This window comes from Engelhardtia mirabilis (assembly GCF_007748095.1).
Taxonomy (GTDB): Bacteria; Planctomycetota; UBA1135; order UBA1135.
Map to the genome: position 1 here is coordinate 6,606,227 of NZ_CP036287.1, position 22,973 is coordinate 6,629,199.

Consider the following 22,973-nt stretch of genomic DNA (forward strand, 5'->3'; position numbering starts at 1 on the left):
GTTCGGGAGATGGGTCGAGGTCAGGCCCCACGGCTGGCCTGGAGTGGGACCTCGAGCGGGCCACCGAGGATTCTCGCGCTCCGCGGCCCCACACCGAACTGGCGCGGATATCAAGGAGCACGATCGAGTGAGCAATTGAAAGCTCCTGTGCCTTCCCCAACACGAGGCCGTCTCACCATGCACCTGACTCTCCCCTCGCCCCTCTCCGCCGCGTTCGGACTCCTCGCCGTCCTCGGCGCCTCCACGGCCCGGGCCGACACCCTGTTCGTCGATCCCGTCGGTGGCGACGACGGGAGCGGGAATGGATCGCAGGCGCTGCCCTGGAAGACCTTGACCCACGCCATGGGTCAGTTGCCCGCGGGTCCGAACTCGGTCTTCCTGCTGCCCGGCGAGTTCAGCGAAGCCTCGGGCGAGGTCTTTCCGATCACGGTACCGGTAGTCGACGACCTCGAGCTGATCGGCCAGGGCGTGGGCGTGACCGTGGTGCGCTCGAACGGCGCAGGCGGGGCCTTGGCCGTCAATGGGTTCGGGACCCCCGTGCCGACGGATGCCCACTCGGTCGACCTGCGCGGGATCACCTTCGACCGGGTCGGGGTCAGCGTCACCGGCTCGATCTGGGGCGTCGAAGCCACGGTCGAGGACGCCGAATTCCTCGACACGCCGGGCAACGCCATCTCGGCCTCGGGTGGCTTCGGCTTCGCCCTGGTCACCGCCGACCGCTGCCGCTTCGAGCGCTGCCTCACGGGCGCCAGCGCGTTCGCGGCGGGCGGCGGCAGCGCGACGATCTACCTGCGCGACTGCCTCGTGCTCGACGGGTCCGTGGGCGTCAACGCCGACGGCCTGGCGACCCTGGGCGGAGGAGGCGCCGGGGCGGGCATCGTGCTGCTCCGCTCCCGGATCCAGGGCTGCACCGTCGGCGCCCAGGCCTTCGGGAATCTGGAGGCGGGCGGGGTCGGCGTCGGCGACATCTCCCTGCGCGACTCGATCCTGTCCGGCAACCAGATCGCCTTCTACGGCTCGGACATCGCGAACCTGCAGCTCGACCGCTCGACCGTGGCCGGCAACCTCACCGCGGTGCAGGCTGTCGGCTCGAACCCGGCGGACGTGTGGGTCCTCTCCCGCAGCAGCATCCTGTGGGGCAACGGGTTCGACGTGGACCCGATCAACGTGGTCTCGATCCAGTACTCGAACTTCCCCGCGGGAGTCTTCGGGGTCGGGGTGACCCACGTGGACCCGCTGTTCGTGGACGCCGCGAACGGCGACTTCCACCTGCAGGTCGGCTCGCCCCTGATCGACGCGGGCAACCCGAGCGAGGCCCCGGCGGACCTGTTCGAGGGTGACCTCGACCCGCGCCTGATCGACGGGGACGGAGACGGTACAGCGCGGGTCGACATGGGCTTCGATGAGTGGAACCCGGGGCACCTGGACCTGGCCGGCACGGCGCAGATCGCAACGGTGGCGACCTTCACCACCAGCGCGCCGGCCGCCAGCGCCTACGCCCTATTGGCCTCGCTGGGCACCGCCCAGGTGCCCTTCGGGCCCAGCGGAGCGGTCTTGATCGACCTGGGCAGCTCCTTCGTGCTGTCGGCGGGCACGGTCACCGGCGTCGATGCGATCGCGATCCCGAACGATCCGGTGTTGATCGGCTTGGAGCTGTTCGCCCAGGCCTACACCAACAACGGCTTCGACGAGACGCTCACGAATCGGGTCGATCTGACGCTCGCTCCGTGAGCGGCGGATCGCGGTCGGGCGGCTCGAGGTAGCGCCTCCCGACCAGGCCCGGCGGCAGGCAGACCATCTCCTCGCGGGCGGCCGGGTCGTCGTGGGCGTAGCGGTAGCCCTCGCCGTAACCCAGGGCCTTCATCAACCCCGTCGGGGCGTTGCAAAGGTGCAGGGGCACCGGCTGGTTGACGGTCGTCCGCACATCCTCGATCGCGGCGGCCAGACCCTTGTAGAGGGCGTTGCTCTTGGGCGCGCGGGCCAGGACCACCGCCGCCTGGGCGATGGCCAGCTCGCCCTCGGGCGAGCCCAGGCGGCGCCAGGTCTCCCAGGCGGCGATGCACTGCTCGAGCGCGCGGGGGTCGGCCAGGCCCACGTCCTCGACCGCGATGCGCGTCAGGCGCCGCATCAGGAAGTCGCGGTCCTCGCCGCCCTCGAGCATGCGCGCCAGCCAGTAGAGGGTCGCGTCCTCGTCCGAGTTGCGGATCGACTTGTGCAGCGCACTGACGATGTCGTAGTGCTGCTCGCCGCTCTTGTCGTAGGCGACCTGCTTGCGCTGGATGGCGCGGGCCAGGACCTTGGGCGTCAACTCGCCGCCGCGTCCGGCCAGGAGCGCGCAGGTCTCGAGCAGGGTCAGGGCCCGGCGCGCGTCGCCGTCGGCCGCCCGGGCCAGCTCCTCGAGGGCGCGGTCGACGGCGACGAGCTGTCCGGCCAGGCCGCGCTCGGGATCGTCGATCGCGCGCCGCAGGAGGCCGACGATGTCGGCCACGGTCAGCGGCTCCAGCACCAGCACCCGCGCGCGACTCAGGAGCGCCGAGTTGACCTCGAAGCTCGGGTTCTCGGTGGTCGCGCCCACGAGCAGGATGTCACCGTTCTCGACGTAGGGCAGGAAGGCGTCCTGCTGCGCCTTGTTGAAGCGGTGGATCTCGTCGACGAACAAGAGGGTCCGCGAGCCCTTGCGCCGACGCCGCTCCTCCGCCTCCTTCATCACGCGCTTGATGTCGGCGATCCCCGACAGCACCGCCGAGAAGGGCTGGAAGCGGTGCTCGCTCGCCGCCGCCACGAGGCGCGCCAGGGTCGTCTTGCCGACCCCCGGCGGCCCCCACAGGATCAGACTCTGCTCGAGTCCACCCTCGAGCATCGTGCGCAGCACGCCGCCTTCTTCCAGGAGGTGCCCCTGCCCGGTCACCTCCGCCAGGCAACGCGGCCGCATGCGCTCCGCCAGGGGCGCGTCGGCGGGCGCCGGCGCCAGCGCGTCGGGACCCGCGGGCTCGTCGTCTTCGAACAGTCCGGCCATAGCGGGAGAGCCTACGTCGGGCAGCCCGCGCCGACGCCGGCTTCGGCGCGGCAAGTGGCGGCGGCCGGCGACGCTGGCCTTCTCAGCTCCCCAGGGCTTCCACCACAGGTGCAGAACAGCCAGTTGCGTCAAATTGGAGCACGCGATCGGGCGGCTGGCGACGGTGCGAATCAGCCGAACGAGCCACCTCCGATCGAAGCAGGTCGCTCCGCTGTCCGCCATTGCCGCCGCGGCGGCGTACTCGAGCCTGGCGGCGTCGTCGATCTACCGAGAGGCCTTGCTCCGAATCATCGAAACCGTCCTCGGGGACCGGATTCGCACCACGCTCTCTGGCCGTACCTGGTAATCCAACACAGGTGGATGGCCCGCCTCGACCAGCGCTCTAGTCCGAATCGTGGGGGCCGTCACTTGAGCGCGAGCTCGAGCGTCGTCGTCTCCCCGGCCACGATCTCGAATGGCACGAAGATGTCACCGCTCAACGTCCCTCGCTGAGGCTTGAGCAAGTAGCGACCTGGGCTCAGCCCCTCGACGCGGTAGGGAGGTTCGTAGTCGATGACCACTCGCATATCCTTGAAGGAAAGGCCCTCGTCGGTAGACACAACATTCCACTCTTCCGTGTAGTGCCCGGTAAAGGCGCCGCCGAACCGAGCGCCATCAGAACCGGTGGTCGCCGAAACAAGCAAGGAGCCGAGTCGAGGGGCGACGATTGTGATCGCCGCCCCACTTGTCGGGTGAACCGTGATCGGGCGTGGCAGCTCACCGGCCGGTGGAAGCCGAAGGTCGTTCATATGAGAGTCGAACGAAAACGTGTACTCGCCGGCCGCGACGCCGTCGAAACGCACGGGATTGGCCGTGTTGTCGGGCGGTACGTGGAGAAAGAGCGGCTTCCCATCCGCGGGGACGAGCAGCAGCTCACCGAATGCCAAGAGTCCTCCACTGAGAAGGTCCCCGCCTGCGTCGCGGGCCTCTAGCTCTATCCACGACAAGCTCGGTCCCGCCCCGAGCATCACGACTCGATGTTCGTTGGGCCCAACCCAGACAGGAAGAGCGTCGATAGTAGTCTTGGCCAGCTCGAGTCCAGGTACTTCAATCTCGACATCGACGTCTGTTACCGGAACGCCAAACGGCACTGACCTCATCCAGAGGCGTGACCACCTGGGCACTGCATCCCAGCCAAGTTCCTTCTCCAAGTAGAGCGAGGGCACGTCGTCCCCACGAACGACCCGACCTAGGTGCTGATCAGGCCGATCTCCAAGGCGGAGATAGGGGGAGCGCCCACCGAGCTCGAGTGGGACGTCGGAACTATCGACGAGAACCAGGTCCACCGACGCGACGCCTTCCACTGCCAGCTCCAGATCGGAGCGACCGTTAAGCTCATCGATCAGGAAGCCATCCGATGGCCCAGCGACGCCGGCTCCCGCTGCATAGACAACGACGCGGCTCCCATCTCGAATCCCAGAGATACTGAAAGATCCGTCCGTCGCGGTCTTGGTCCAGTGCCAGCCGTGCCCCGCGCCTTGTGCGTCGCCGTCAAACAGCTCCGTCCAAGGGGGCACCACCCCTCCATGGTCCACCTCCCGCACCATGACCATCACGCCGGACATGGCTGCCCAACCGTCTTTCAAGAAGACGGTTCCAGCCACAGCCCCCCCTGACCTTCCCACGACTGTCAGGGCACCTTGGCTCAGATGAATGGCCTCTACGACCGCGGTGGCGGATAGCCCCCCTCCCCTCACCTGGACCTCTGTGCCTTCCGAGACCTCGACCTGGATCGTCCCGGCAGCGCTAGTGGTACCGAGCTCTAGCCACCCGTCAACCGCAAGCGCTGACGTCGCCGCATCCCTCCAGGCGCCGCCACTCGACGTGACGGCCGTGACAAGGATGGTCGAACTCTCCCTCGGAACAGCCTTGGGCGATTCACTCTCGTCAGGCAGGTGGATCGCCTTCCGCCCCCGAAGGCGAACTTCCACAACCTCGTCTCCTTGAGGTCGACTCAATCGGCGATCATTGACCTGTGCCGGCAGTTTCGATGGCGCTCGCCCCGCCGATGGCGCGCGGAGGTATGCGGTCAACCCCAGTAGCGCTGCGAACACTAGAAGTGCGATCCAAGTGGTTGTGGGCCGTAGGTTCATGGTGCAGAGGCGTCGCTAGCGATCTCTCGCTGGGCTCTCAATACGGATTGGAAGGAACGGCCCATCGCGTCCATCGTCGTTGAAATGGAGCTACTCTGGCTCGCCCGTGCACCACGCTTTCCATTTCGTCACTATTGGCTCCGTACCGGTGACAGTTGCGGAGAACGCGCAAGTCCCGCCTGCACACTCAGCGATCTCCGGATTGCACCGCCCCACTCCAAATGGAACCGGTTCTTGGGCGGGAACGAGCACTACCTTCACATGACAACAGTCCGAAACGACTCCGCCGCATGCGCACTCGACGGTCTTGGTGTTCGGGATCGGAGGAATGAACTTCAAGGCGCAGTCCGTCGGATCGCAGCCGTTCGGGGTGCAAGGCATGGCGAAGTTCGGGCTGCCCTGTGTGATCGTGACCTGGCCGAAACATTCACCGCTTCCTTGGCCAAGCTGAGAGCTGGCAAGCGTGGCTACGAGCGAAACCGCGAGCGCGAGAAGAACGGCCTGACGAATCATGGGACCAGTGATCGCTTGAAGGTGAATCATGGAATGGCAAGCACCTATCCGCGGTGCCCCCCGAGAGAGTGTTGCGCAGCCGACACGTCCACCTCAGCTTGAAGAAGATCGCTCTTCTGCACCATCGGTGGGAGCCGAAGGGCACAGATCAGGTCTCGCCGGGACGTTCAGTGGGTGAGAGGCGGCGGGGTCGGAGCAAGGGTTATAGCACCTTCGATTCCCCCGGATGCGCGGCTGGCTCTGTAGTTCGAGAGCGCTGAGCCTGGGCCTGGGCCTGGGCCTAACCCATAGCTGTGGCTTAGATTGGGTCTCCACAGATTCTGGATCCCCAGCTCCTTCGATGGATAGTTCCTAGCCGCATCCGCCTGACGACCCGCTGCTCGCCGCGGCCGGGGCAGCCGGAGAGGAGGACAGCCTTGGACGAACGGATGCGGTGGTCCTTGCCCGTCGAAGAGGTCTTGGGAGGGTCCGCGATCCGGAGGAGCGTCGAATGACTAGGGGTCGAACCGGACGTCCGCGGTCCGCGCACCCATCCTGGGGTCCTGAGAGGCCGCCCAGGGGGGCATTGCAGAAAGGGGGGCCTTCTGGGGCCTCGGGTTTTCCACGAAGGGTGCAGGAGATCCGCCCTTCGCAGGCCGGCTCCTGGGAGGGCGGCCGCAGGCCGATTGGTGAGGAGCCGGCGGCAGCGCAGCCCGATGTCCCCGAGCGCTGCTCCGCCCGCCCGATGACCGAGATCGTCATCCGCCTCCTGAAGGGCGAGAACAACGATCCGACCATCTCTGACTGATTGGCTGGCCGGCCACAGAGCACTGGGCACGCTCGCGCGCTCCCGCGCAACTGCTCGACGGCGGGGTCGGAAACGCGCCTATCGATCGTGGGGACGGGGGCGAGCCAGCCGGACCGAGGTGGCGTGGGTTGCGGGGCCCGGGCTCAGTGGGACTCGATCCGCGTCCCGTCCTCGATCAGCTCGCTGGGGAAGAGCACGACGCGCTCGTCCGCGGTCAGGCCGGAGCGGATCTCGGTGGCCAGGCCGCTCGTGCGGCCGACTTCGACGCGGCGGCGGCGGGCTCGGTCGCCCTCGACCACGTAGACGGCCCACTCGCCCCCGTCGCGGAAGAGGGCGCCGGCGGGGACCTGCAGCACGTCGTCGGCTTCCCAGATCACGACGCGCAGCTCGACGCGGAAGCCGTCGCCGAGGGACGACCAGGCGGCGGCGTCGCCGGTGGGATCGACGAGGATGTTGACGCGCTGTTCTTCGACGCCGAGAGCCGAGACCTTGGTGAAGCCGCTGGGCTCGACGCGGCGGACGACGCCGCGCAGGGCGGGTGCGTCGGTGGCGCCCCAGCCCTCGACCAGGACTTCCATGCCCGGCTCCACGAGCACCGCCTCCTGGGTCAGGAAGTCGGCCACCAGCTCGAGGGCCGTGGTGTCGCCGACGTCGAGGATCGGTGCGCCGGCCGGCAGGGCTCGCGCGCTGCGCTCGCGCACGCTCAGCACCACGCCGTCCACCGGCGAGCTCAGGGTCAACTCACCCTCGCCGTCGCGGTCCACGCCGCGCAGCTCGAGGCCGCCCGCCTCCAGGGCCAGGTTGGATTCGTCCGGCGTTCCGATCAGCGCCGTGCGCGCCAAGGCCACGTCGAACGCCGCCACGCGCTGGCCGAACTCGGCCGCCGACACCGCGGCTTGCGCCTGGCGCAGGTCGCGACGCGCGCGCTCCAGGGATTCCGGGGTTTCGCTGCCCTTGGCGGCCAGGGCTTCGATCCGCTCGGCTTGGGCGGCGGCGTAGTCGCGGTCGGCGATCGCACTCTCGAGGGCGGTGCGCGCTGTTCCCGCTGCGGCGCTGGCGCGCTCAACCTGGACGCGGGCCTGGGCCAGGCCACGGGCGTCGAGCAGGCTCGGATCCGCGGGGCGGAAGCGCACCAGCGGCGTCTGGCCGGCCACCACGGGATCGCCCGGATCCACGGACACGCGCACCAGGCTGCCGGCGATCGGCGCCGCGAGGGTGAAGCGGTCGACCACCCGCGTGCGGCCGTCGTCGTCGACGGTGACGCGCAGGGCGCCGCGCCGGACCTCTCCGAGGTCGACCAGCACGGAGGTCGGCGTCGCGGCCTTCCAAGCCAGGGCGGCGAGGAGCAACAGGACCACGAGCACGGGCCAGCGATGGGCGAGGAGTGAGCGCAGGAAAGTCATGGGAACGGGATCAGTCGCGAGCTTTGAGCACGTCGACCAGGTCGACGCGATCGAGACGCCGGCGGGCGGACCAGGCGCAGGCGACCCCTGCGGCCAGGACCACGCCGGCGCTCAGAGCGTAGGTCCCCTGGTCGATCACCAGAGGCATGCGGAACTGTTCGGTGTCGAAGCCCGGCGTGCGGACGAGCAGGCCGGCGAGGCCGCGGCCGGCGAAGAGGCCCATGACGACGCCCAGGACCAGCAGCACCGCCAGCTCGCCCACGAGGATCGCGGCGACCTCCCGGCGGCGGAAGCCCAAGACGCGCAGGCTGGCCAGGTCGCGCGAGCGCTCGGCCAGGGTGATGCGCGCGGCGTTGTAGAGCACCCCGAAGGCCATCGCGAGGGAGAAGCCGATGGTGATCGTCAGCATCGTGCCGAGGTTCTCGTCGAGCATCGTGCGGACGTTGGCGAGCACCGCGTCGCGCTCGACCAACCCTGTGATCAGCGGCGTGTTCTCGATCGCTGCGTGCAGCGCGTCGATCTGTGCGCCGTCGACGCTGAGCAGGGCGCCGTTGGCGCTCTCGGTCTCGCCCAGCCAGCGACACAGGTCGTGCAGAGGCGCGTAGGCGCCGATGCCCACGAAGGTCTCGGCCAGGCGCGCGACGGGCAGCTCCAGGCGTCGCCGGCGGCCCTCGAGCACCTCCACCTCGACCCGATCGCCGGCGCCGACGCCGAGCAGCTCGCCCAGCTTGCGCGACAGGATCAGACCGCCGGGCGCCAGCTCGAGCGGCGCCAGGTCGCGGTCCAAGAGGGCCACCAGCTCACTGTCCGGGCGCCAGGCCGTGATCGCCGTGGTCTTGCGCCGCGTGCCCGCGATGAAACGCACCGGCGCCGTGCGCAGGGGTTCCGCGCGTCGCACGCCGGGTAGGTCCAGCAGGGACGAGAGCACGCCCAGGTCCCGCGGCTCGGCCAGGGCGACCTGCACGTCGTCGCGCTTGGACAGGCCGTACTCGACGTTCAACATGAAGTTGATCGAGTCGAGGGTGAACGAGTTGGCGATGGCCAGGGCCGTTGCCGCCGCGATCCCAGCGGCGGAGAGCAGCGCGCGCCCGGGCCGGCGTTCGAGCTCGCGCAGCACCATGCGCGCGGCGGTGGGCACCGCGCGGTCGAGCCCCAGGCGCTCGAGCAGCGTCGCGCGGTAGACAGGAGGCGCCGGCGGGCGCAGGGCCTCGGCCGGGGGCAGGCGCACCACGCGCCGCACGGAGCCAAAGGTCCCGACGCCGGCGGCGATCAGGGCGGCGACCGTGCCCTCGAGCACCTCGCGTGCGCCGAGCTGGAAGCTCAAGGTCGGCAGGCGGTAGTAGTCGCCGTACATGTTGGTCATCCAGCCGCCGATCTGCGCGCCCACCAGGACGCCGCAGAGCGTGCCGCCGAAGATCACCAGGCCGGCCAGCTCGGCGTAGTGCCAGCCGACCTCGCGGTCGCGGTAGCCCAGGGCCTTGAGCGCCGCGATCTCGGGCCGCTGGGTCGCGACCAGACGACCGAGCACGACGTTGAGCAGCATCGCCGAGACGGCCAGGAACAGAATCGGCAGGGCGCGCGAGAAGGTCTGCAGCTGGATCAGTTCGTTGGCCAGGAAGAAGGCGCTGACCTGGTCCTCGCGCGCCACCGCGCCGATGCCGCCGTAGGGCTCGAGTAGCTCGTCCACGCGCGACAGGACCATCGGGACTCGCGCGTCGGGCGCAAGGCGCAGGGACACGTCCGAGAAGGCGCCCTCCAGGTCGAAGGCGGCGGCCAGGGGCGCGCGGCGCAGGAACAGCACGCCGAAGCGGCGGTCGTCGGGGAACAGGGAGCCCGGCCCCAGGGCGTAGGTGTACTCAGGGGCATTGGCCACGCCGACCAGGCGCAGTCGTTGCAACTGGCCATCCATCAACGCGGTGAGCGAGTCCCCCGGATGCAGCCCGTGGGCTTCGGCGAAGGCCTCCGAAACGACCGCTTCGTCGGCGGACTCGGGCTCGGGCAGCCGGCCGGCCGAAAGGGCGATGTCGTTGACGGCCGGGCGGCCGCGATCGGGCAAGGAGACCAGGCGCGCGCTGATGACCTCATCGGCGCCCTCCACGTCGAGGGTCGCGGCGGCCACGACTCGCGTCTCCACGACGACCACGCCCTCGATTTCCGCGAGCTGGCGCGCGACGCGCTCGGGCGCCCGGACCAACGTGGCGAAGACATCGCCGAAGCGCGTGTGGGCGTAGTAGCTCGCCCGCGCCTCGAGCAGCGAGTTCATCGTCGAACGCATTCCGACGTTGATCGCCACGCCGCAGGCCACCACCAACACGATCGCGACCAACTGCCCGCGCAGGCGCAGGGCGTCGTTCAGGACCTTGCGGTGCAGGGCGCGCATGGGTGGTGCTCTACCAGGCGATGTCGGACGGGGGCGCCGGCGTCGCGTTGCGCTCGACGGAGGCGATACGACCGTCGCGCAGGCGCACCACACGGTCGGCCATGGAGCCGATGGCCTCGTTGTGGGTGATGATCGCCGTGGAGGAGCCCAACTCGCGGTTGACCCGGTGCAGGGCCTCGAGCACGAGCACGCCGGTCTTCACGTCGAGGGCTCCGGTGGGCTCGTCGCACAGGAGCAACTGGGGCTGCTTGGCCACGGCGCGGGCGATGGCCACGCGCTGCTGCTCGCCGCCGGAGAGTTGCGCCGGGTAGTGGTGCAGCCGCTCCGACAGGCCGACCAGGTCGAGGGCCGCCGCCGCGTCCATGGGGTGCTCGGAGATGTCGGTCACCAGCCGCACGTTCTCCACCGCGGTGAGGCTCGGGATCAGGTTGTAGAACTGGAACACGAAGCCCACGTGGCGCCGGCGGTACTCGGTCAGCTCGTCGGGTCCGGCGCCGGTCAGGTCGTGGTCGCCGTAGGTGAGCTCGCCCTCCGTGGGCACGTCGAGGCCGCCCAGGATGTTGAGCAGGGTCGACTTGCCGCTGCCCGAAGGCCCGAGCAGCACCAGCAGTTCGCCCGCGAGCAGGTCCAGGTCCACCCCGCGCAGGGCGTGGACCACGGTCGCGCCCATCTGATAGCGCTTCGACACGCCGCGCAGGCGCACCACCGCGGCGCCGGCCGATGGTGGAGTCGACGCCGGCTGATTCCGGACTCGAGGGTCGCTTGCCATGTCGCGTCGGAGTCTACGGCGGGGAGAGACCGCGGCGCGGGAAGTCTGTGGGCCCGAAGGCGGCGATGCGCGCGATGTTGCATGGCTCGCGCGCACACCCGCTTCGGACCTGTGTGCGTCGCGGGAGCTCGACGCGGGATCGCCTACGCAACTCGAACGCCGTCGCCCGTGTCTTCGCCGAGGCTCACTCGCAGAAACTGAAATTCAACGGAACACGCCGCGCGCCGTGGATCAGGATCGAAGTCGCGCCGCGATGGAACCCCTTCCCTCGCACCGACCGAGGATGCCCTTGCGCTCGAAAGCCCCCGCAGTTTCCCACAGCTTCCCGCCCTGCCCGGCGATCCCTGCCGGACAGGTGCTTGCCACACCGATTGCGTTGGTCGCCGGCAACGCCGCCGGCTTCCAACTCACACAGATCACTGACGCTTCGGCGTCGGTTGACCCTGGGGACACAGGCCCGGTGGCCGCCGGCAACCACCGCAGTGCTTCGCTCGGCCGACTTGGCGCGGTTCCGATCGCGGACCGCAGCCCACTCGGCTCGAGCCTCCCTGCTCCCGGCGACCTCGTTCCCACGGGCCCGGGTTCCACTTCCTCCTCGGTCGAGTGGGCAGGCGCCTTGCCGCGCCTTCACACCTCGATCACTCCTGTGGACCCGCCCTGACCCGATTCCCCGGGTCGGGGGCCCGTTTGCCCTGCGACTTCTCGTTGCCCTGTGATTGTCAGACTCGGGCGGCGGCGAACGCGAGCAGCGTCGCCGCCGCCATTACGTTCAGGGACTCCACCGCGCCGGCCATGGGGATCGACACCAGGTCGAAGTCGCCGTCGAGTGACCACTCGCCGGTCTCGCCGGACAGCCACAGGGCCACGGGGCCGCGCCAGTCGTAAGAGCGATAGTCCTGGCCCCCGCGGGTGGCGGCGCGCACCTGGCGCAGGCCGCGGCCGGCGAGCTCGTCGGGGCTTGTCACCTGGAGCAGGGGCAGGCGCAACAGGCTCCCCATCGATCCGCGCAGGGCCTTGGAGCCGGTCGGCGAGGCGCCCGCGCCACAGAAGCCCAGGGCGCTGGCCCCCGCGGCCTCGGCCACCCGCGCGCAGGCTCCCAGGTTGCCGGGGTCGGCGATCCCGGCCACGACGACCACGAGGGTCGAAGCGTCGACGGTCAGTTCGGCCACCGGTCGCAGGCGGGGCGCCTGGGCGATGGCCAGGACCCCGGGCGGCGTTCGCAGATCGCTGGCGGCTTCGATCACCTCGGTCGTTGCCCGGCGCAGGGCCGGGTGGGCCGCCAGGGCCGGGGCGGGCGTGTAGTCCTCGGCGACCAGGATCAGCTCGAGCTCGAGACCGCTGGCCACCGCGTCGGCCACCAGACGCTCGCCCTCGAGCAGCACCCGATCGGGCACCTTGCCCGCGCGCACCTCGCGCGACCGCTTGATGGCCGGGTTCGAGCGCGAGCGGATGGTCTCCTGGTCGATCACGCCCGCGAGCATAGCCGCCGAGCGCGGACCTCCGCGCCCACGCGCGCACCTAGAATGCGCCAATGACCCAGGCCCCCGAACCCGAGCGCGCCGACGAGCAGACGATCCTTTCTCAGCTCCCGGCCGGAACGCGCTTGGGTCGAGTCCTGCGGGGCGACGCGCGGGTCTACCACGTGTTGATCGACGGCGAGGTGATCCAAGCCGCGCCCCGCGGGCGGTTGTTCGAGGAGCTGGGCGAGGTGCGCACGCCGGTGGCCGTCGGCGATCGGGTGGCGGTGTCCCTCGACGGCGACCCGCCCGGGGTCGAGCTGGTGCTGCCGCGCGACAACTACCTGTCCAAGGTCAGCTCCTCCCACGACCCCCGCGAGCAGATCCTGTTCGCCAACGTCGACCAACTCATCAACGTGGCCTCGGTCGGCCAGCCCGGGTTCTCGTCGAACCGCACCGACCGCATCCTGGCCGCCTGCGAATGGCAGGAGATCCCCGCCAGCATCGTGCTCAACAAGGTCGACCTGGACGCGCGCGGCGACGTGGAGGGGATCGTCGAGACCTACGAGCGAGCCGGCTACGAGGTGATCCAGACCAGCGCCGAGAAGCGGGAGGGTCTCGAGCGCCTGCGCGCCAAACTCGACGGCAAGACCACGGTGCTCTACGGAGCCTCCGGCGTGGGCAAGTCGACCCTGATCAACGAGCTCTACGGCATGAAGTTGAAGATCGGGAAGATCAGCCGCTTCTGGTCCCAGGGCAAGCACACGACCACCTTCTCGCGCGCCATCCCGATCGACGGCGACACTTGGGTCGTCGACACCCCCGGCATCCGCGTGTTCCGCCTCTACGGCCTGAACAAGGGCCAACTGCGCCACCTGTTCCCCGACTTCGCCCCCTACAACACCAAGTGCCGCTTCCCCAACTGCGCCCACGACCACGAGCCGGACTGCGCCGTGGTCAACGCCGTCGAGGCGGGCGAGCTGGCGACCAGCCGCTACCTCAGCTACGTCGAGATGCTCGACGAGCTCGCCCCGCCGCCGGAGGACGTGGCGACGTACGGGGAGACGGGGGAGGAGAGCGAGGGCTAGTGTCCTGGATCAGCCCTCGCAAGGCTCGACCGCCCCCCCAACTCACACTTCAACGCGGAGAACACAGACGTCGCGCGACCGAGATCCGCGCTCTATTCGAACGCGGAGTAGATCGGGTGCGTCGGATCGAGGGCGATGACGAAATCCTCCGAATGCTGCGGCCCGTACTCGAAGCCGATCGAGGCGGCCTCCGCGAGGGAACCCGACCAAACGCCCTCGAAGTAGCCATCGTTGGCGCCATCAGTCCAGATGAACCAATAGTCCCCTACGGTCGCCGTCAGCAGGCGGCCCAGCATTGGCGCTTCGCGAATCGTCAAGGACTCGACGCTGCTCATCAACATCTGCGATTCCTGTGCGCTGCCGGCGACCGGAAGAGCGATCGTTCCCGCCAGAACGGCCGCGGGAGTCACGTCAAAACGCACCAGAGCACCTGCGGTCGTGCACGCGAAGAAGAACCGGAGTTCCGGGTCAGCAGCCAGCTCCTCGATACCTGAACCCAACACGCCCCTGAAGAGCTCGACACGGGTGGCGGTCAATGAAGGCTCGCGAACGATCGGAGGCAGATAGACCCCGCCACCTCCAACCACCCGGGCGGTGACCGTCGAGGTGGTAGCCAACGGAGAACCGGTCGGCACTGGCCCGCCAGACGTCAGTCGAGGCTCATAGGAGCCTTCGTTCCCATGGAGAGCCCAGAACTCCACGACATCTTCGCCGGTCCGGAGCACCTGCCCCGCCACGAGCAGCCCCTGACCCGGCACCACCGTGGCCGCGCGGAGCGCATAGGCCACGTCGAAACGCTCCTCCCACGCGAACCACGGATCCGACTCGCCCGCCCTCTCCTTCACCTGCACATGGAGAGCGTTGTGTTCGGGTGACCCATACACGGACATTCGCAAGTTGTCGGCGACTACGAGAGCCTCGAAGAACGACTTTCCGATCGCAGCAGACTGCGGTGCGGGCGCGGAGGCGGTGACCGACAACGACATCAGGACGCTAGCGCTGAACATTTGCATCTTCATTCGAGCACGCTGGTTGACTCGTCGCGGTAGACGTAGCGGCCAGTGAGAGAAACGAGGGACAAGTGACATACTGACGCGACTCAATCGAAGGCGCGCGCGGGACGCAACCGACCTTCTCACAGATCTCAGCCCAATCCCCCCTGATTGCCGCTCCGCTAAGCCCTCCACCGGGCATTCGTCGCCGACCATCCGGCCGGCCCGGTGGGATCGGGCATCCAGGCTTGGGCCCAGAGGCCCGTTCCAACGACTGCCGGGAAGGTCCACGGCGCGATCAGCTCGAAGCTGCCGGCTGGGTCCAAGACCAGCGGGATGATCGTGTCCGGCGAGGGCACCAGCAGGCCGCCCAGGATCGGCAGGTCGATCTTGGAGAGGCCCAGTGCCAGGAGCGCAGGGTTGCCGGGAAGGCCGTTCTCGATCCGCATCACCACGGGCGATCCGGGCGTCAGGGTTCCGTAGCAGCGCAGGCGCGGCTCTCCAGCCGCATGGTTGAAGTCCGAGTACAGGCGCACCGACGACTCCCCACTTGTCGCTCGCACGCCGGCGACGACCTGTGGGCCGGCCGGCCCCTGCACCCAGTCGACGTCGGTCACCAGGTGGCCGCCCTCGAAGGTGTACTCCTGCAGCACCGCGCCGTTGGGCGGGCTGATCACCGTGATCCGACCTGGAGCGTCCGATGCGGAGCCCCAAATCCCCTCGCCTCCGACCACCAAGTCGGGCGAGCCGTCCCCGTCCGCATCGATTCCCCCGACCAGCGAATCCCCGAAACCCGACCCATACTCCGGGCCGGCCACGGCAGACAACTGAATGCCGGTGGCCCCTGAGAAGACCAGGACGTGGCCGAACTTGACCGTGTCGTCGGTCAGGGCGCCGGTGCTGGAGCCGACGGCAAGATCGCGAATGCCATCTCCGTCCCAATCACCTGCGCCTGCGAGGGCGGGTCTGAACCACTTGTTGGTGGAGGTGCCGGTGGGGAGCAGCTGCAGGAACTCGGCGCCACTGGCGCCGGAGTAGACCCGCACCGGTCCGCCGAGGTAGTTCGCGACCATCAGGTCGCCGACGAGGTCACCGTCGATGTCGCCGGGAGCTCCGAGGGTGTAGCCGAAGCCGAGGTCCTCGGGTGCCGGCGTGATCGTTTGGAGTAGCGCGCCCGTCGCTCCCGACTGGATACGCACGGGCATCGCGGCGCTGGTGAACCCCGACCCCACGGCCACGTCGAGCGCGCCGTCACCGTCGACATCCGCATAGGTCGCCACACTTTGGCCGTACTTCTCGCCGACCTGGAAACCCGTCGACCAGATTAGTGCGCCGGTCTGCCCCGACAGCATCACCGCGAGCTCCGAGCTCTGAAAGACGGCGCACAGGTCCGAGACGGAGTCGCCGTCGACGTCGCCAGCGTTGACCAAACGGACAAAGAGACCGCTGGTGTACGCGCTCGTCCAGAGCTGGGAGCCATCGGCGCCGGAGTAGGCGGAGATCGGCCCAGAGGTCGCGACGTCCGGTACCCCGTCCTGGTTCAGGTCGCCCATCGCGACGACGTCGTTCGCGAAGTAGAAGCCGGAACCCGGATCAGCCACCGCGAGGTCCAGCCGCGGATCCAATCCACCGCCCTCGTCGGTCCATTCGAGCGGCAGGAACTCGAACTGACTCCAATCGGCCACACCTGGTCCGAGGGAACAATCAGTGCTGCCGACGCCCAGTCCGAAGACGTCGCCGGCCTTCACCTCGAAGACGAGGTCGAAGTGCCCGCTGGGCCAGTCGAACTGGCTACTGGGAGGCAGCGGCACCTTCGACACGACCCCGTTCAACACGAACATCGGGTAGTCGTAGTGGACCCCCGAGTCCTGGTTGTCCCACGCGACGTGGGCCGTGACCGTACCGTCGAAGTTGGCGGTGGTCGTGAAGGCTGCGGTCTCACCGCCGGAGCAAGGGCAGTGGTCCGGCCCGACGATGTGGATGACCTCTGCGCTCACTGTCCCCGACGAGCAAGACGTCCCGACAAATGACCAGCCCAGGTCACCGACCTTCAGGGCCTGCGCGTGCAGGGGAGCGGCGAAGATCGAGAGGGCGAACGCACCGGTAACGAAAAGGCGGATGGAGTTCTGCATGGCGATACTCGGAAGAAAACCAGACCGCCTGCATGCTAGGGCGAAAGGGGTGGCGCCACCGCCAGCGCCGGTTGATCCCGATACTGGCCACCGCGGCGCACTGCCCCCGGTCCAAAGACCGGACCATCAGCCCGCGCCAAATCCCCGTCGCGCGCCCGACGGCAAGGTCCGGGTCACGCCACGAACAAGTTGAACCCCCACGCGAACCAGGAAACGACCATCGCCGCGAGGGCCAGGACCACGAAGGACTTCCCCTGCGGTCGGCGCTCGACCGAGCGCAGTTGCTTGAAGTCGGAGTGGGCCCAGTAGATGGCGAAGGGGTGGGTGAATCCGAACAGCACCGCCCAGCAGATGCGCCGGCCGACCGCGGACAGCTCGCCCTGGCGCTGGTCCTCGGCGGTGGGCTCGTCCTCGGACCCCGCCCATTCGCGGTCCCCCATCTCGTGCAGGGCATCCCGGGCCTGCGCGTCGTTCTGCTCGAGGGTCGCGAGCGCGCGCTCGCGGTGCGCCAGCGGAACCTGGAGCGTGCAGGAGAACGAGTTGGCCCCGGTGATGAACGGGTCCCAGAGCTTGATGGTCGCGTCGGGGATCGTGCTCTGGATTCCCTCTTCGGCGAGCACGCCGCGCAGGATCTCGAGCTCCGGCAGGGGCCCTTGTCGGATCGTGACGAGGTTGAGGCTGATCCACTCCGAACTCATGGGGCGCGCTCCGAATCGATGTCGGCTCCACGGACTCGGGGCGGACTTCGCCGTCGATATGGGCTGCGAGCGCTCGCTAGATCCGACGGGGAGCTGGGCGATGGTGCGACTCGAACCCTACGGCAGCTCTCTCGTTCGAATCAGACCCCGATCGCGATTCGAGCCCGGATCAAAGCTCCGGGGCCCATGCGACGGGCGGGGCGGCGCCCCGAACAACGACATCGCTCGAAGTGGGCGTGATCCGCTCGGCGGACCGTCCGCGCGCTCAGCCCCCGAAGTCGTACAGGTACGACAGCCGGGTCTTGTTCAGCACCACGTAGTCGAGCTTCGACAGGGTCTCGAGGTCCCGGTCGCCCGTGAGGTCCATGCCGCGGATCTCGGGGCGGTTCATCACGAAGAAGCGGCGCGTCGATCGATCGTCGACCTCGTAGGCGCCGGGGCGGACCTCGCCGGCCAGCTCGACGTTGAGGTTGCCGGTGTAGAACACGCGCACCCGGCGCAGGGGCTCGGGTTGCTCGCCGGCCAGGCGGGCGATCGATGGGTCGGTGGTCGAGTCGAGGAACTCGTGGGCGACGAGGATCTCGTCCACGTTCACGTGCAGGAGCGGCGTCTCGATGCGGTCCCGGGTGCCCAGGTCGATCAGGGTCGCGTCACGGACCTTCAGGAAGTAGCGCCGGTACTCGTCGAGCATCTGGCTCAAACGGGCGTACTTGTTCTCGACGCGCCCCTTGATCAGGAAGGCGTCGGTCAGCAACAGGTCCGAGACGATGGTCAGCATCGAGTGCGCAGGTCGGTCGGGCCGGCGAGCTCGCGGCGCAGGGCCCCCGCGAGGTGCAGGGAGCCGACGACGAAGACCCAACGGCCGCGCGCGGTGGAGGCGGCTTGGTGGAGAGCAGCCCGCGGGTCCGGGGCGTTTTCGACCCCGAGTCCTGCCGCCGCTGCCATTTGCGACAGCTCCTCCGGAGGGAGGTGGCGACCGGACCCCGCAGACGTGCAGACAGCCCTATCGGCCACGCGAGCCAGGGCCTTGAGCAACGGTTCGGCCCGCTTGTCCCGACCCAGGGCCAGCACGGCGACCGCGGGACCGGGCAGGGAGGCATCCGCCAGCAGCTCGTCCGCGACCAATTCCAGGCTGGAGGCCACGTGGGCCCCGTCCAGCACCACCGGGACCCCGCCGAAACAGAAGCGCTCGAGGCGCCCGGGCAGGGGCGCTTCGACGCCTTCGAGGGCCCAGGCCCCCAGGGGTCGCGACCCGGCCCGGTCGCGATGCCCCGCGCGTCCCAGCTCCTCGAGCACGATCCCCGCCAGGTGCCGATTGCGCTCGCCGATCGTCGCGGCCGTGGGCGGCGCCCAGCGCACCGGCACCGAGAGGGCGGCGGCGCGGGCGGCCACCGCCACGGCGGCGGGGTCGTCCCCGGCCAAGCCGTTGGGCTCCGCCAGGGCTGCGACCGCCCGCGCCCCCGGCTTCAGGATCCCGGCCTTCTCGCCGGCGATCGCGGCCCGGGTCGGACCCAGGACCGCCGTGTGCTCCAGGTCGATCGAAGTGATCGCGCAGACCGTGCCGCCCACGACGTTGGTCGAGTCCAAGCGCCCGCCGAGGCCGCACTCCACGACCCACCAATCCACCCCCTCGGCGCGGAAGCGATCGAACGCAGTGGCCGTGACCACGTCGAACCAAGTGGCGTCGGTCGCAGCCGTGCCCTCGGTGAGGGCCTGCTCGCGGGCGGCCAGGGACCGCGCCAGGGAGGCGTCGAAGTCCGCGCCATCCACGGGCTCGCCGTCGATGCAGACGCGCTCCTCGATGCGCTCCACGTGGGGCGAGCCGTAGCGCCCGGTGCGCCAGCCGGCCGCGCGCAGGCCTGCGTCGACCAGGGCGCACAGGCTGCCCTTGCCCTTGGTGCCGGCCACGTGCACGACGCGCGCGTCCCGCTGCGGATCGCCGAGCCGCCGGCACAGGTCCGCCATGGGCCCCACGTCCACGCGCATCCCCGCATCGCGGTCGCGACGCTCCCAATCGACCAGGGCGTCCAGGGCGGCGCGAACAGAGGGGAGCGGCGTCGGCATCGGGTGGGGCGCTCGGCGGTCGATAGCATAGGAGCCGCCACGGCCCCCATGTCACCGCTCCATCTGACCGCAATCGTGCTCGCGACCCTCGCCCTGATCGGCGGCGGCAGGCAGGGAGCCAAGCCGCGGCCCAACGCTGGCCCCGCCGAGCAGCCGAGTGCGGGCCAAACACCGCCGGCGAAGGGGAAGCCCGTGCCGAAGGCTCCGGCTGAGAGCGAAGCCGCGCCGCCGCCCGCCGACGTGGCCCCCAACGAGATCGAGGCTCTGGCCGCGATGCACGCGCAGCTCGTGGCCGCACCGGCGATCGACAACCTGGGCGAGATCGAGCTCGCCTGGCGCACCGCGCTCGAGCGCGCGGACAACTGGATGCGCGCCCAACCGTCCAACCGCCTTGCCCCCGGGCCGCGGGTGGAGTTCGCGTGGTTGCGACGCTGGTGCCAGGCGGAGATGGCGCGTTCCGAACGGCGACGCTGGCGACTCGACCCCTCTTGGCACGTGGAGCGTCTCGAAGAGCGCATCGAGCCCGCGCCGCCGCGGGGCGCCGCGGTCGAGGTCTGGCAGGCCTACACCGTCGAGCTCGATCGCATCCCGGCGGCCTTGCTCGCAGCCCAGGAGCAGCTCACGCGCCTGCGACCGGAGTTCACGGCTCACGGAGCGAGCACCGCGCGATCCCTCGCTCGCGCCCTCGATCCGGCGATCGTCGACCGCGCCTCGCGCTCGGGGCTCGAGGGCGAGGCGCTGACGGCATTGGGCGAGGCCACCCGCCGCGGACGTCGCGCGGCCGAGGCCTTCGCCCGCTGGCTCGACGAGGCGGAGCCGCGCCCGATCGGCGAGGCCTTGATCGGCCCGGGCGGCTGGCAGGCCCAGGCCCAGCTCGCGGCGGGTCGCTCGATCGAACTCGCCGAGCTCGAAGTGATGCTGTCGGGGGTGATCGCCTCCGGCCCGCGCAGCCATCGCCCCTCGGCCGCCGCCGCGACCGTCGCCGACGCCCAACTCGTCGTCAACACCGCCACGCGCGTGGGCGAGTCCGTGGCCGCCGCCCTGGAGTTGCTCGAGCTCGAGGGTCCCGAGGTCAGCGTCGGGATCAGCTACCTCGACCAGCCCCTGGGCCCGGCGCTGGTCGGGCGTCCACGGTCGGGCGCCGAGTGGGAGCTGGCCCTGATCCCCGCGGGTCCATCCTGGCCCAGTGAGGCCCGCGACCAGCGCGACCGGGCCCTGGCCCCCGGCTCGATCGCGGCCGCGGCCCTGGTCTTCGGCTCGCCGGGCGAGGGCTGGCTCGCGAAGAACGGCGAGGTCGGGCGCGAGGACCTGGCGACCTTCACCGACCCCCTCGGTATCGAGGGCTGGGGGCTGTTCGCCGCCCGCTGGTTGGTCAAGGCCGACCGCGAGGGGGGCCGCATCGTGAGCCAGGCGCCGCTGGTGGACGAGCTGGGCCGCCTGCGCCGGGAGGCGGCGGCCCGGACCCTGGCCAGCCTCCAGCTCCACGCCCGGGGCCAGCGACCCGAGGACGTTCTGGCGACCCTGCGCGTCCACACGGGCTGGGACGATTGGACCGCGCGCGGGGAGTTGGACGCGATCCGGGCCGAGCCGCGTCGCGGCATGGGGATCCTCCACGCCCTGGAGCTGGAGGCCCTGTGGGATCGCTGGAAGGCGACCCTAGGGCCCGAACCGGCACTGAAACGGATCCTGAGGGCCCTCCAGCGCTTCCCCAGGGCCCGTGCGAGCGACCTCGAAGCGGTCTTCGAATAGCCGCTGGAGTCGCCCCCCCACCGGCGGTCGATGGACTCCGGAGCGGGTCCGCGTTCCGTTTCGGCCCCAATCCCGCTCTGGGGAGCAAATGGGACTTCCCGTCCCGCGAGCGCGAGTCCTCACCCCATGACCGATCTCCACCACCGCGTCCGGGTCTTCGTCTTCAGCTTCCGCGAGCGAAGGCCCGACTACCTGCTGCTGCGCCGGACCCTGGGTCCGGAGTCCTTCTGGACGCCCCTGCACGGGCCGATCGGCTTCGGCGAGAAGCTCGAGACCGCGGTGCAGCGCGAGGTGGTCCAGGACATCGGCATCGCGCGGGTGGGCGAGGTGATCGACCTGCAGATGCAGACCAACCACCTGCTCGGCGACGAGCACACGGTGGAGTGGACCTACGCGGTGCGGGCGCAGGACGTGGCCCGCGAGCTGGTCCTGGACCGCACCTGGGCGGCCTACCGTTGGGAGTCGATGGAAGAGGCCTTCCCGGCCCTCGAGTTCGAAGCCGATCGGGCGGCGCTGGTGAGGCTGCACACGCTGCTGGCGGCGGCCTGAGCGTCGCCTCAGGCCTTGGCGATCAGCTTCAGCGGCTCGTAGCTGCCGCCGAGCACCGGCTCGCTCGGCGCGCCGAACAGGTCCTCGACCACGCTCGCGTAGACGCGGCGGAAGTCCGTGGTGTGGATCAGGTTCTCGCGGTCGTCGAGCTTGGTCAGCGACGGTGCGCGACCGAACTGGCCGCCGCGCACGGCCGGGCCGCAGACCAGGACCGGCGCCGCGGTGCCGTGGTCGGTGCCGCCCGAGGCGTTCTCCCCCACGCGGCGGCCGAACTCGCTCGAGACCAGCACGGCCGTGCGCCGCGCGCCGGGCATCTGCTCCAGCTCGTCCAAGAAGGCCGCCAGGGCGCCGTCCAGCTCCGACAGGTTGCTGCGCTGGCGGGAGAGCTGGTTGTTGTGGGTGTCGAAGCCGCTCAGCTCGACCGACAGCACCTCGCAGCCCAGGTCCGATTCGATCAGCGCGCTCACGATCGCCAGGGACGTGCCCAGGGGCGAGTCGGGGAACTCGACGCGCGTGGCGTGGTTGCCGATCGCGCGCCGCACCGCGTCCGACGAGCTGTGGGCGTCGCGCATGACCTCGCGCAGGAACTCCAGGCGTGAGACCTCGCCGCCCGCGTGGTCCATGCCGCCGGCGCCGACCCGCGCCGCATCGTCACCGTGGCGGGCGAAGCGGTAGTCGCGGGGTGCGGCGAAGGCCACCGCCGGGTGCAGGCTCGAGTACAGGGCGTAGGGCAGGGCCGTGCCCACGTGCACGACCCGCTCGGCGTGGGCCTGGGCGCCGTGCAGGGCTTGGCACAGCCGGCCGATCCAACCGGGCCCCGAGAGGCGACCGCTGGCCCGGGCCGTCTGCCAGATGTCGGTGGACTTGAAGTGCGAGAGGTTCGGGTCCGGGTAGCCGACCCCGTGCACCAGGGCCACGCGGCCCTCCATGAAGTGCCGGTGCAGACCCTCGAGGGAAGCGTGGAAGCCGAAGCCGTCGCCGATCGCACGCGCGTCGTCGGCCGCGGCCGAGAGCTTGGGCCGGGCGCGCCGATAGGCGTCGTTCTCGAGGGGGATGACCGTATTCAGGCCGTCGTTGCCGCCGGAGAGGCCGACCAGCACCAGGCGTGCCGGCGACGTTTCGCGGCGCGCGCCGAGGGAGCCGGCCAAGCGTACGAGTCCGCCCGGCCTGGCGTGGGCCGACGAGAGGGCCAGTCCGCCGAAGAGGCCGGCCGATCCGAGCAGCAGTGAGCGTCGATCCATGGT

The 22,973-nt window shown here is 70.0% G+C and carries 17 protein-coding genes; 5 read left to right on the forward strand and 12 right to left on the reverse strand.

The window, feature by feature from the left end:
* Positions 1-177: 177 nt before the first annotated feature.
* Positions 178-1,731: a DUF1565 domain-containing protein gene (locus Pla133_RS24340; protein WP_419191924.1), complete on the forward strand. Its 1,554-nt coding sequence runs from the start codon at positions 178-180 to the stop codon at positions 1,729-1,731.
* On the opposite strand, the gene Pla133_RS24345 is transcribed toward Pla133_RS24340, so the two are convergent.
* Both Pla133_RS24345 and Pla133_RS24350 read right to left on the reverse strand, forming a co-directional pair.
* On the reverse strand, positions 1,697-3,016 hold the full coding sequence (locus tag Pla133_RS24345) for a replication-associated recombination protein A (protein ID WP_145070224.1): 1,320 nt from the start codon (positions 3,014-3,016) through the stop codon (positions 1,697-1,699). The two genes, Pla133_RS24340 and Pla133_RS24345, sit on opposite strands and share 35 nt — an antisense overlap.
* A 404-nt stretch (positions 3,017-3,420) precedes the next feature.
* Positions 3,421-5,013 (reverse strand): peptidase associated/transthyretin-like domain-containing protein, encoded by a 1,593-nt coding sequence (locus tag Pla133_RS24350; protein ID WP_145070226.1) that lies wholly within the window; start codon positions 5,011-5,013, stop codon positions 3,421-3,423.
* 1,258 nt (positions 5,014-6,271) lie between these two features.
* Here Pla133_RS24350 and Pla133_RS26760 point away from each other — a divergent pair.
* Entirely contained in the window at positions 6,272-6,448 is a 177-nt protein-coding gene (locus tag Pla133_RS26760) for a hypothetical protein (protein ID WP_419191925.1), read from the forward strand.
* A 143-nt stretch (positions 6,449-6,591) separates the two neighbouring features.
* Here Pla133_RS26760 and Pla133_RS24355 read toward each other — a convergent pair whose 3' ends face one another.
* From Pla133_RS24355 to Pla133_RS24370, 4 genes are all read right to left on the reverse strand, one after another.
* Positions 6,592-7,851: an efflux RND transporter periplasmic adaptor subunit gene (locus tag Pla133_RS24355; RefSeq protein ID WP_145070228.1), complete on the reverse strand. Its 1,260-nt coding sequence runs from the start codon at positions 7,849-7,851 to the stop codon at positions 6,592-6,594.
* Between the two features lie 10 nt (positions 7,852-7,861).
* Positions 7,862-10,231, reverse strand: coding sequence for an ABC transporter permease (locus Pla133_RS24360; protein WP_145070230.1), 2,370 nt, complete (start codon positions 10,229-10,231; stop codon positions 7,862-7,864).
* A gap of 10 nt (positions 10,232-10,241) precedes the next feature.
* Positions 10,242-11,000 carry an ABC transporter ATP-binding protein gene (locus tag Pla133_RS24365; protein WP_145070232.1) on the reverse strand — a complete coding sequence of 253 codons (759 nt, stop codon included), beginning with the start codon at positions 10,998-11,000 and terminating at the stop codon, positions 10,242-10,244.
* A gap of 719 nt (positions 11,001-11,719) precedes the next feature.
* A complete protein-coding gene (locus Pla133_RS24370) occupies positions 11,720-12,469 on the reverse strand; it encodes a TrmH family RNA methyltransferase (protein WP_419191926.1) in 750 nt (249 codons plus the stop codon).
* A 62-nt stretch (positions 12,470-12,531) separates the two neighbouring features.
* On the opposite strand from Pla133_RS24370, the gene rsgA reads away from it, so the two are divergent.
* Positions 12,532-13,545: a ribosome small subunit-dependent GTPase A gene (rsgA, locus tag Pla133_RS24375; protein ID WP_145070237.1), complete on the forward strand. Its 1,014-nt coding sequence runs from the start codon at positions 12,532-12,534 to the stop codon at positions 13,543-13,545.
* Positions 13,546-13,637: 92 nt separating this feature from the next.
* On the opposite strand, the gene Pla133_RS24380 is transcribed toward rsgA, so the two are convergent.
* From Pla133_RS24380 to Pla133_RS24400, 5 genes are all read right to left on the reverse strand, one after another.
* Entirely contained in the window at positions 13,638-14,564 is a 927-nt protein-coding gene (locus Pla133_RS24380) for a hypothetical protein (protein ID WP_145070239.1), read from the reverse strand.
* Positions 14,565-14,719: 155 nt separating this feature from the next.
* Complete coding sequence (locus tag Pla133_RS24385; RefSeq protein WP_145070241.1) at positions 14,720-16,669, reverse strand: FG-GAP repeat domain-containing protein; 1,950 nt, start codon at positions 16,667-16,669, stop codon at positions 14,720-14,722.
* Positions 16,670-16,842: 173 nt separating this feature from the next.
* Positions 16,843-17,367 carry a hypothetical protein gene (locus Pla133_RS24390; protein ID WP_145070243.1) on the reverse strand — a complete coding sequence of 175 codons (525 nt, stop codon included), beginning with the start codon at positions 17,365-17,367 and terminating at the stop codon, positions 16,843-16,845.
* Between the two features lie 265 nt (positions 17,368-17,632).
* Positions 17,633-18,145, reverse strand: coding sequence for a DUF6812 domain-containing protein (locus Pla133_RS24395; protein ID WP_145070245.1), 513 nt, complete (start codon positions 18,143-18,145; stop codon positions 17,633-17,635).
* Positions 18,139-19,431: a bifunctional folylpolyglutamate synthase/dihydrofolate synthase gene (locus tag Pla133_RS24400; protein ID WP_145070247.1), complete on the reverse strand. Its 1,293-nt coding sequence runs from the start codon at positions 19,429-19,431 to the stop codon at positions 18,139-18,141. The genes Pla133_RS24395 and Pla133_RS24400 overlap by 7 nt, the downstream gene beginning before the upstream one ends.
* A gap of 48 nt (positions 19,432-19,479) precedes the next feature.
* Between Pla133_RS24400 and Pla133_RS24405 the strand changes: the two genes are divergently transcribed.
* Together Pla133_RS24405 and Pla133_RS24410 are read left to right on the forward strand one after the other, a co-directional pair.
* On the forward strand, positions 19,480-21,180 hold the full coding sequence (locus Pla133_RS24405; RefSeq protein ID WP_145070249.1) for a hypothetical protein: 1,701 nt from the start codon (positions 19,480-19,482) through the stop codon (positions 21,178-21,180).
* A 126-nt stretch (positions 21,181-21,306) separates the two neighbouring features.
* A complete protein-coding gene (locus Pla133_RS24410) occupies positions 21,307-21,729 on the forward strand; it encodes an NUDIX domain-containing protein (protein WP_419191927.1) in 423 nt (140 codons plus the stop codon).
* Positions 21,730-21,737: 8 nt separating this feature from the next.
* Here the strand turns inward: Pla133_RS24410 and Pla133_RS24415 are convergent, their stop codons facing one another.
* Positions 21,738-22,970 (reverse strand): DUF1501 domain-containing protein, encoded by a 1,233-nt coding sequence (locus tag Pla133_RS24415; RefSeq protein ID WP_145070253.1) that lies wholly within the window; start codon positions 22,968-22,970, stop codon positions 21,738-21,740.
* Positions 22,971-22,973 lie beyond the last annotated feature (3 nt).